Annotated in this window: 7 protein-coding genes; 2 read left to right on the top strand and 5 right to left on the bottom strand. The window is 31.5% G+C overall.

The annotated features are described in order from the left end of the window. Nucleotides 1–644: glutamine-hydrolyzing GMP synthase (guaA, locus tag J7M77_RS01705; protein WP_296875363.1), on the bottom strand; the 644-nt coding region annotated here is incomplete at its 3' end. A gap of 11 nt (nucleotides 645–655) precedes the next feature. Continuing rightward, nucleotides 656–1933, bottom strand: coding sequence for an adenylosuccinate synthase (locus J7M77_RS01710; protein WP_296875365.1), 1278 nt, complete (start codon nucleotides 1931–1933; stop codon nucleotides 656–658). Between the two features lie 170 nt (nucleotides 1934–2103). Between J7M77_RS01710 and J7M77_RS01715 the strand changes: the two genes are divergently transcribed. Then, nucleotides 2104–2982, top strand: a complete 879-nt coding sequence (locus tag J7M77_RS01715) for a LysR family transcriptional regulator (RefSeq protein WP_296875367.1) — start codon at nucleotides 2104–2106, stop codon at nucleotides 2980–2982. 91 nt (nucleotides 2983–3073) lie between these two features. Next, nucleotides 3074–4867 (top strand): flavin reductase, encoded by a 1794-nt coding sequence (locus J7M77_RS01720; RefSeq protein ID WP_296875369.1) that lies wholly within the window; start codon nucleotides 3074–3076, stop codon nucleotides 4865–4867. Nucleotides 4868–4891: 24 nt separating this feature from the next. On the opposite strand, the gene J7M77_RS01725 is transcribed toward J7M77_RS01720, so the two are convergent. From J7M77_RS01725 to J7M77_RS01735, 3 genes are all read right to left on the bottom strand, one after another. Continuing rightward, nucleotides 4892–5962 carry a molybdopterin-binding protein gene (locus J7M77_RS01725; protein ID WP_296875371.1) on the bottom strand — a complete coding sequence of 357 codons (1071 nt, stop codon included), beginning with the start codon at nucleotides 5960–5962 and terminating at the stop codon, nucleotides 4892–4894. A 95-nt stretch (nucleotides 5963–6057) separates the two neighbouring features. Beyond that, nucleotides 6058–6897 carry a DUF368 domain-containing protein gene (locus J7M77_RS01730; RefSeq protein ID WP_296875373.1) on the bottom strand — a complete coding sequence of 280 codons (840 nt, stop codon included), beginning with the start codon at nucleotides 6895–6897 and terminating at the stop codon, nucleotides 6058–6060. A 72-nt stretch (nucleotides 6898–6969) separates the two neighbouring features. Beyond that, the coding region (locus tag J7M77_RS01735; RefSeq protein ID WP_296875376.1) for a replication-associated recombination protein A at nucleotides 6970–8024 on the bottom strand (1055 nt) is incomplete at its 5' end.

Below are 8024 nucleotides of genomic sequence, written 5' to 3' on the forward strand. Positions count from 1 at the left end.
CCAACTTTTTCTCTAATAGCTTTAACTTGTTCTTCAACAAATGAATCCATACGCCAATCACCAGAACAATTACATACATCCATTACGAAATTAGATAAAATATTTTTACCATATTCAGTATGTAATACTTCAGGATGGAATTGAATTGCATATAGTTTTTGCACTTCATTTTCACATGAAGCTACTGGACAATCTTTAGTATAAGATGTAATTTCAAAACCTGGAGCGATCTTAGAAATATAATCAAAATGACTCATCCAACAAATGCTTTCTTTTGGTACACCCTTAAATAACTTAGAATCTTCTTTATTAATAATCAAATTAGATTTTCCGTATTCTCTAACATCAGCGCGTTCTACTTTACCACCTAAAACATGCTGCATTAATTGAGCCCCATAGCATAATCCAAGTACAGGAATTCCTAATTCAAATAATTCTTTTTGATAAGTTGGTGAATCTTCTAAATAACAGCTATTAGGTCCACCAGTTAAAATAATTCCTTTAGGATTCATTTCTTTAATTTTTTCTAAATCGGTTTTATATGAATAAATCTCACAATAAACATTACATTCACGAACGCGTCTAGCTACTAACTGATTATATTGACCACCAAAGTCAATAACAATAACTAACTCTCTTTTCACGCTTTTCCTCCTTAAAATTCAATATCTTTTAATACTACTGTTTGATTACGATCAGGTCCCACACTAAACATTACAATTGGACAATGAATCAATTCTTCAATTCTTCTTATATATTTTTGACAATTCACAGGTAATTCTTCAAAAGATTTTACATTAGTAATATCTTCCTTCCATCCTGGCATTTCTTCATAGATTGGTTCTACTTCTTCAATTCCTTTAATTGTTGATGGTAAACCATGAATAACTTTACCTTTATATTTATAAGCAGTACAAATCTTTAATGTTTCAAAACCGCTTAATACATCCAATAACATTAAACTAATTCCAGTTAAAGATGACATTCTTCTTGACTGATTAACAACAACCGCATCAAACCATCCGGTTCTTCTTGCTCTTTGGGTAACTGTACCATATTCATGTCCTCTTTGACGAATTAATTCACCAGTTTCATCATTTAATTCAGTTGGAAATGGTCCAGCTCCCACTCTAGTAGTATAAGCTTTAATAATTCCAATTGCTTCTTTAATATATAAAGGACCAACTCCAGTTCCTTCACTAACTCCATTAGCTCCTGGATGTGAACTTGTTACAAATGGATAAGTACCATAATCAATGTCCAACATTGCTCCTTGAGCCCCTTCAAATAAAACCTTTTTATCAGCTTGTAAATATTCATCTAGTAACATTCCTGTATCACAAACTAATGGTTTGATCTCTTTAGCATATTCTTTATATTCATTATAAATGCTTTCAACCGTAAATTTACCTTCTAATTCTGGATATTCCATTAATTTCATTGGGAAAGTTTCTTTTAAACGTTCTAAGAACAATTCTTCATCAACGAATTCACCCATACGAATTCCAATTCGACTATATTTATCTGTATAACAAGGACCAATTCCTTTTTTAGTTGTCCCAATACTATTAGCCCCTTTACGACTTTCTTGAATCGCATCGATTTCTAAATGATATGGTAAGATCACATGACAGCGATCACTAACTTTAATTTTGCTAGTATCAATTCCAGCTTCATTTAAATATTTAACTTCTTCTAAAAAAGCCTTAGGATTAACTACCATTCCATTAGCCATAACTACTTCATGACCACTAAAAATACCAGAAGGAATTAATTTTAACGCAAATTTCTTTCCATCATAAACAATTGTGTGTCCCGCATTATTTCCACCTGCATAACGAACTACGACATCAGCTTTTTGGGCAAGATAATCAGTTACTTTTCCTTTACCTTCATCGCCCCACATACTTCCAACTACGACTACTCCAGCCATTTAATTCACACCTTTCTTATTTACTCTTACATTATATACAATTACTCACTAAAATGCATTAAAAATTATGTAATAAAATAAGAGTTTGACTAAATTACAAAATAATTATAATATAGAAATAGATATAAGTAAAATTAATAAATTACATTTTTGATATAAGGAACGCTAATATGAATATTAAATTAGAACAATACAAGATTTTTAATGAAGCTGCCAATACCCTTTCATTTTCAATTGCAGCTAGAAATTTATTTATTTCCCAATCTGCCATCTCGCAGGCAATCAGCAATATTGAAAAACAGTTAAATACCCAATTATTCATTCGTCATTCTAAAGGCGTCAGTTTAACTAAAGAAGGTAAACTTTTGCACCAGCAAATCGATCAGGCTTTAGCTTTGATCACCGGGGTTGAAAATCAGTTATCTAACTACCATGAATTAAAAGACGGTCAATTAGTCATTGGTGCCGGGGATACTTTTAGTGAATACTTTTTAACAAATTATATCATGCAATTCAAACAGCTCTACCCTGGTGTCAAGATCAAAGTAATCAATCGTACCAGTTTGGAAACTAGAGAATTATTAAAAAGTGATCAAATTGATATCGGTTTTTTAAATTTGCCGATCAAAGATGACTCTTTAGTTATCAAAGAATGTTTTCAGGTCCAGGATATTTTTGTCAGCCAACAAGAAGATAACCATATCTATTCATTTGATGAACTTGTTAAACAGCCCCTTATCCTCTTAGAAAAATCATCAAATACTAGAAATAGGATCGATAACTATTTTGCTAAAAAAGGCTTATTATTAAACCCTTCAATTGAACTAGGTGCTCATAATTTATTGTTGGATTTTGCTAAAGCGGGTCTAGGAATCTCTTGTGTTATCAAAGAATTTTCTCAAGATTATTTAAATAAACGAATATTACATGAAATTAAAACCATTGAACCATTACCAAAACGCAGCATTGGCTATGCGTATCCGAAAAGACGAACTCAATCTGTAGCCACTAATAAATTTATTGAATTGATTTCTAAAGCATTACCATAAATAAGATAAATTTAAGATCTTAAGGCTCTATTGTTTGCTTTAAAAATAACGTTGTATTATAATTTAAATAGATATAAAAAAGGAGAACAATATGGAAATTACAAAGGATATTCGTTATGTAGGTGTAAACGACCATCAAGTCGATTTATTTGAAGGACAATATGTTGTTCCTAATGGAATGGCATATAATTCTTATGTTATCATGGATGAAAAAATCGCAGTTATGGATACTGTTGATATTCATTTTACTCATGAATGGCTAGATAATTTAGAAGATGTTTTACAAGATCGCAAACCTGATTATTTAATCATTCAGCACATGGAACCTGATCATTCAGCTAATATTTTAAATTTCATGAAAATTTATCCTGAAACAACAATTGTTGCTAATACGAAAACATTTATGATGATGGATCAGTTCTTTGATCTTGATGCTTCAATTAAACGCTTAGTAGTTAAAAATGGAGAAAGTTTATCACTAGGAAGTCATACTTTAACATTCGTTTTTGCCCCAATGGTTCACTGGCCAGAAGTTATGGTAACTTATGATGCTAAAGACAAAGTATTATTTTCAGCTGATGGTTTTGGTAAATTTGGTGCTAATGATGTTGAAGAAGATTGGGCCTGTGAAGCGCGCCGTTATTATATTGGTATCGTTGGAAAATATGGAGCCCAGGTTCAGGCATTGCTTAAAAAAGCCGCAAATTTAGATATTGAAATTATTTGTCCATTACATGGACCAGTATTAACTGAAAATTTAGGATATTACATCAATTTATATGACATCTGGTCATCTTATCGAATTGAAAGCGAAGGAGTAGTAATTGCCTATACTTCAGTCTATGGTAATACTAAAAAAGCTGTTGAACTTTTAGCAAACAAATTAACTGAAAAAGGTTGTCCAAAAGTTTCAGTATTTGATTTAGCTCGCGATGATATGGCGGAAGCTGTTGAAGATGCTTTCCGCTATGGTAAATTAGTTTTAGCTACAACTACTTATAATGCTGATGTATTCCCTTTTATGAAAGAATATATTCATCATTTAACCGAAAGAAATTTCCAAAATCGGACAGTAGCTTTAATTGAAAACGGATCATGGGCACCACTTGCCACTAAAGTAATGAAAGAAATGTTAGCTGGAAGTAAAAATATTACTTTTACCGATACTACAGTTACAATTAAATCAGCTTTAAAAAATGATACGATCGAAGCAATTGATAATTTAGCTAATGAATTATGTCGTGATTATATTGCTCAATCTAGTGATAAAGCCAACAAACATGATATGAGTGCTTTATTTAAAATTGGTTATGGTTTATATGTTGTTACTAGCAACGATGGTAAAAAAGATAATGGCTTGATTGTTAATACGGTTACCCAGGTTAGTGATTCACCTAATCGCATTGCCGTAAATATCAACAAACAAAACTATTCTCATCATGTTATTAAGCAAACTGGTAAATTGAATGTTAACTGTTTATCAGTTGAAGCCCCATTTAGTATTTTTGAAAAATTTGGTTTCCAAAGTGGTCGAACAGTTGATAAATTCAGTGATTTCAAACCACTTTACTCTGATAACGGGTTACCATTTTTACCACGTTATATCAACGCCTTCATTTCATTAGAAGTTGAAAGCTATGTTGATCTAGGATCTCATGGAATGTTTATTTGTAAAGTAACTGAAGCAAGAGTAATGTCTGATAAAGAAACGATGACTTATACATATTATCAAGATCATGTTAAACCAAAACCAAATACTGAAGGTAAAAAAGGATTTGTATGTAAGATCTGTGGTTATATTTATGAAGGTGATACTTTACCTGATGACTACATCTGTCCTTTATGTAAACATGGTGTTGCTGATTTTGAACCAATTGAAAACTAAAATAAGGAGCCAAATCGGCTCCTTTTAAGCATTTAGATTACAAGTTAAAAAACGATAAATTCGTTCCACTATTTTCGATTCTAATTTATTATAAGATAAAGTTGGATCTTTTAATAATGGTACTTTAAAAGTTTCTTCGCGTTTTAAATAACTAATCTTTACTTTAATAATTGCTCCTAAAGGATGTTTGATACAATCAATAAAAATATCCATATTATCCGCAGTTGCATTTTGTCCTAATGAAAACTCATTACGCAATTTAAAATCATCACAATCATAATAAATAAAATAAGTAGGCATGATCTTAGCTAGCGCTGCTTTTAAATTCTTTTCCTTAATAATAAAACTATGCAAGTAATTTTCAATTTCCTTTTTTACTGGTGCCATTTTTATATCAGCCTGATCCTGACTGGTAGCTTTACAGCCAAGTCGAATTCTAACCGTTTCTTCAGAAGCATAAAGTGCAATACTAACATCGCTTTGATGATCAATCAAATCAGCTAAAATTTCATCAACCTTACTTTCCCCAATTCCCATTGTTAAAAAATCATAAGTATAAATTATATCCTGTTTAAACTTACTTAAATAATCTTTTAAAACATGATCGACGACATATTTCATCTCCTTAGGGGGACCAGGTAAATTGATGATCATTTTTTCATCCTTGCTCATGACACAGCCATTAGCCGTTCCCACTTCATTTTCTAAAACATAACAGTTTTCAGGAAAATACGCCTGCTTAAAATTATTATCCGGAATTTCATCATTCCCAGTAACAAAACGGCATTTTTCATCAACTTTTTTAGCTTCTTCAGGTAAATAAACTAGCTCCAAACCTAAATATTCCGCCGATAATTCTTTAGTTAGATCATCCTGGGTTGGTCCTAGACCGCCAGTTGTAATGACACAATTTGCACCTCTTTTAAAAGCAATATCTAAACATTCTTTAAAACGATCGTGATTATCACCAACCGTAGTTTGAAAATAAACATTAAATCCCAGTTCTTTACACATTTTTTGCAGATAAGTTGCATTAGTATTGACGATTTCGCCTAACAACAATTCAGTTCCCACATTAATTATTTCAACATTCATTTACTAAACCTCCTAGTAACTAACTCTATTATAAATCTTTTTTAAACGCTTTTCATCACTAAAATAAAAAAGACTGCCACCAGTCTTTTTTACTCTTATTGAATTTTTGACAATCCATAAACAATAATACCGCCAAAAATAACGGCTGCTAAAGAAGTTGCAATCAATCCTAAATCATAGCTTACATCAAAAGGAATTAATACTAATGATGAAGCAACGATCAAACCTAAGATCAAGCTTAAAAAACCTGCTTTGTGAGTTCTTGTAAAATACTGACACAATTTAGCACTAATTACAATTCCAATTGCAATTCCAATTGCCATAAAACCAAGTGGCATAATTACATCTAAACTAAAACTAGTAACATTAGCTAAATATGATTTAAATAAATAATATTCACCTAAAATTAATAACACCATGCTGCCACTAACACCTGGCATAATCATTGTAGCCCCACTAACAGCTCCAATAATCACCATTTTTATAAATAAGCCACTGCTTAAAGCTGGAAAATCAGGATTAACGACTGTTTTTCCTTCACCAGGATTTAAATATTCTAACCCAAAGATAATGGCTAGACCAACTACAAATGGAATGATGGCTAGACGTTCACCTTTCATTTCTCCTTTTACAAATAAAGGAATACTAAAGGCGATTAAACCAATGAACCAGTAAATTGTCTGAGTTGGATAATATTCAAACAATACCTCTAAGATTTTAGCAAAACCAATAATTCCAATTGCCGCTCCCACTAATACCTGAAAAATAAAAATAATATCATCTTTACGATTAGGATTTTCTTTTTTAAATATACCGCTGATAGCATCCATCATCCGATTAAAGATTCCAAGAATTACCATCATCGTTCCCCCGCTAACACCAGGGATTACATTAGCAATACCAATTGCAATACCACCAATAATATTTTTTAACATTCTACATTATCTCCTTTACAGTTGCCCCTCTATTATAATCAAATATTACCATTATCACAAGTATATTTTTAATTAACGATCTTTAAAATGTTTTTTCAGATACTCGATCTGTGCTAACCGTTTGATTACTTTAGCTTCAGTTCCCTGATTAGTCGGATAATAATAACGACGATCTTTAAGATTATCGGGTAAACATTGCATATCAGTAATTTTATTTTCATAGTCATGAGCATACTGATAGCCTTTACCATAATCAAGTTCTTGCATTAACTTAGTTGGTGCATTACGAATATGTAAAGGAACTGGATCAGCAATAGTATTTAAAGCATCATGTCGCGCTTTTTGATAAGCCACGTATAATGAATTCGATTTAGGTGCTAATGCCAAATAAGTAACACAATGAGCTAAATTGACATTGCATTCAGGCATTCCAATATAATGACAAGCCTGATAAGTCGCTACGGCAATTTCTAAAGCCCGACTATCAGCCATCCCAATATCTTCAGAGGCAAATCTAATTAATCTTCGCGCTACATATAATGGATCTTCCCCAGCTTCAATCATTCTTGCCATCCAATAAATAGATGCATCAACATCGCTATTACGCATTGATTTATGTAAAGCACTAATAATATTATAATGCTCTTCACCTTTTTTATCATACAACAATGATTTTTGATTAATACATTGTTCAATAATTTCTTTATTAATAATAACTTGATCATCTACAAAGGAACCATTAAACACTGCCATTTCTAAAGTATTTAATGCAACTCTGGCATCTCCATTAGAAAAACCGGCGATCATATATAATAAACCATCATCAATTTTGATCTTTAAATTCTCAAATCCTTTAGGACTAGTAAGCGCATATTTTAATAATTTAACTAAATCTTCATTAGTTAAAGCTTTTAAAACAAAAACCTTACATCTTGAAAGTAACGCTGAATTTACTTCAAAAGAAGGATTTTCCGTTGTTGCCCCAATTAAAATAATACTGCCTTTTTCAACATACGGTAAAAAAGCATCCTGCTGAGCTTTGTTGAAACGATGAATTTCGTCAACAAAAACAATCGTCTTTTTATCACTTTCTTGTAATTCCTGAGCTTTTTTCATAACTGCGCGAA

This window comes from Thomasclavelia sp., assembly GCF_017889095.1.
Classification (GTDB): Bacteria; Bacillota_I; Bacilli_A; order Erysipelotrichales; family Coprobacillaceae; genus Thomasclavelia.

Excerpts from the sequence above, each read along its gene's own strand:
- J7M77_RS01710 (WP_296875365.1), bottom strand. The coding sequence starts at position 1,933 with ATGGCTGGAGTAGTCGTAGTTGGAAGTATGTGGGGCGATGAAGGTAAA.
- J7M77_RS01715 (WP_296875367.1), top strand. The coding sequence starts at position 2,104 with ATGAATATTAAATTAGAACAATACAAGATTTTTAATGAAGCTGCCAAT.
- J7M77_RS01720 (WP_296875369.1), top strand. The coding sequence starts at position 3,074 with ATGGAAATTACAAAGGATATTCGTTATGTAGGTGTAAACGACCATCAA.
- J7M77_RS01725 (WP_296875371.1), bottom strand. The coding sequence starts at position 5,962 with ATGAATGTTGAAATAATTAATGTGGGAACTGAATTGTTGTTAGGCGAA.
- J7M77_RS01730 (WP_296875373.1), bottom strand. The coding sequence starts at position 6,897 with ATGTTAAAAAATATTATTGGTGGTATTGCAATTGGTATTGCTAATGTA.